General features: G+C 56.2%; 1 rRNA gene. It reads left to right on the forward strand.

Annotated features, from left to right (window positions below):
- Positions 1–2,368 (forward strand): 23S ribosomal RNA (locus ACFV9T_RS42680); the annotation flags it as partial.
- Positions 2,369–2,389: the final 21 nt, after the last annotated feature.

Consider the following 2,389-nt stretch of genomic DNA (forward strand, 5'->3'; position numbering starts at 1 on the left):
TTTAGTAGCGCGCTCAAGACCCGAAGCGGAGTGATCTAGCCATGGGCAGGTTGAAGCGGAGGTAAGACTTCGTGGAGGACCGAACCCACCAGGGTTGAAAACCTGGGGGATGACCTGTGGTTAGGGGTGAAAGGCCAATCAAACTCCGTGATAGCTGGTTCTCCCCGAAATGCATTTAGGTGCAGCGTCGTGTGTTTCTTACTGGAGGTAGAGCACTGGATAGGCGATGGGCCCTACCGGGTTACTGACCTTAGCCAAACTCCGAATGCCGGTAAGTGAGAGCGCGGCAGTGAGACTGTGGGGGATAAGCTCCATGGTCGAGAGGGAAACAGCCCAGAACATCGACTAAGGCCCCTAAGCGTATGCTAAGTGGGAAAGGATGTGGAGTCGCAGAGACAACCAGGAGGTTGGCTTAGAAGCAGCCATCCTTGAAAGAGTGCGTAATAGCTCACTGGTCAAGTGATTCCGCGCCGACAATGTAGCGGGGCTCAAGCGTACCGCCGAAGTCGTGTCACTGCAGCATGTACCTCTAACGAGGGCTGTGGTGGGTAGGGGAGCGTCGTGTGCCGGGTGAAGCAGCACCGGAAGGTAGTTGTGGACGGTTCACGAGTGAGAATGCAGGCATGAGTAGCGATACACACGTGGGAAACGTGTGCGCCGATTGACTAAGGGTTCCTGGGTCAAGCTGATCTGCCCAGGGTAAGTCGGGACCTAAGGCGAGGCCGACAGGCGTAGTCGATGGACAACCGGTTGATATTCCGGTACCCGCTTTGAAGCGCCCAATATCGAATCCTCTGATGCTAAGGCCGTGAAGCCGCCCTGATCTCTTCGGAGTTGAGGGGAGTGGTGGAGCCGCTGATCCAAGGTGGTAGTAGGTAAGTGATGGGGTGACGCAGGAAGGTAGTCCAGCCCGGGCGGTGGTTGTCCCGGGGTAAGGGTGTAGCCCGAGGAGTAGGTAAATCCGTTCCTCATGTGGGTGAGACCTGATGCCGAGCCGATTGTGGTGAAGTGGATGATCCTATGCTGTCGAGAAAAGCCTCTAGCGAGTTTCATGGCGGCCCGTACCCTAAACCGACTCAGGTGGTCAGGTAGAGAATACCGAGGCGTTCGGGTGAACTATGGTTAAGGAACTCGGCAAAATGCCCCCGTAACTTCGGGAGAAGGGGGGCCATTGCTGGTGATGGGATTTTCTCCTTGAGCTGGTGGTGGCCGCAGAGACCAGCGAGAAGCGACTGTTTACTAAAAACACAGGTCCGTGCGAAGCCGTAAGGCGATGTATACGGACTGACGCCTGCCCGGTGCTGGAACGTTAAGGGGACCGGTTAGCTCTGATTCGTCAGGGCGAAGCTGAGAACTTAAGCGCCAGTAAACGGCGGTGGTAACTATAACCATCCTAAGGTAGCGAAATTCCTTGTCGGGTAAGTTCCGACCTGCACGAATGGCGTAACGACTTCTCGACTGTCTCAACCATAGGCCCGGTGAAATTGCATTACGAGTAAAGATGCTCGTTTCGCGCAGCAGGACGGAAAGACCCCGGGACCTTTACTATAGCTTGATATTGGTGTTCGGTTCGGCTTGTGTAGGATAGGTGGGAGACTGTGAACCTTGGACGCCAGTTCAGGGGGAGTCATTGTTGAAATACCACTCTGGTCGTGCTGGATGTCTAACCTGGGTCCGTGATCCGGATCAGGGACAGTGTCTGGTGGGTAGTTTAACTGGGGCGGTTGCCTCCTAAAGAGTAACGGAGGCGCCCAAAGGTTCCCTCAGCCTGGTTGGCAATCAGGTGTTGAGTGTAAGTGCACAAGGGAGCTTGACTGTGAGACCGACGGGTCGAGCAGGGACGAAAGTCGGGACTAGTGATCCGGCGGTGGCTTGTGGAAGCGCCGTCGCTCAACGGATAAAAGGTACCCCGGGGATAACAGGCTGATCTTCCCCAAGAGTCCATATCGACGGGATGGTTTGGCACCTCGATGTCGGCTCGTCGCATCCTGGGGCTGGAGTCGGTCCCAAGGGTTGGGCTGTTCGCCCATTAAAGCGGTACGCGAGCTGGGTTTAGAACGTCGTGAGACAGTTCGGTCCCTATCCGCTGTGCGCGTAGGAGTCTTGAGAAGGGCTGTCCCTAGTACGAGAGGACCGGGACGGACGAACCTCTGGTGTGCCAGTTGTCCTGCCAAGGGCATGGCTGGTTGGCTACGTTCGGGAGGGATAACCGCTGAAAGCATCTAAGCGGGAAGCCTGCTTCGAGATGAGGGCTCCCACCCACTTGATGGGTTAAGGCTCCCAGTAGACGACTGGGTTGATAGGCCAGATATGGAAGCCGGGTAACCGGTGGAGTTGACTGGTACTAATAGGCCGAGGGCTTGTCCTCAGTTGCTCGCGTCCACTGTGT

It is taken from the genome of Streptomyces sp. NPDC059850 (assembly GCF_042731515.1).
GTDB lineage: Bacteria > Actinomycetota > Actinomycetes > Streptomycetales > Streptomycetaceae > Streptomyces.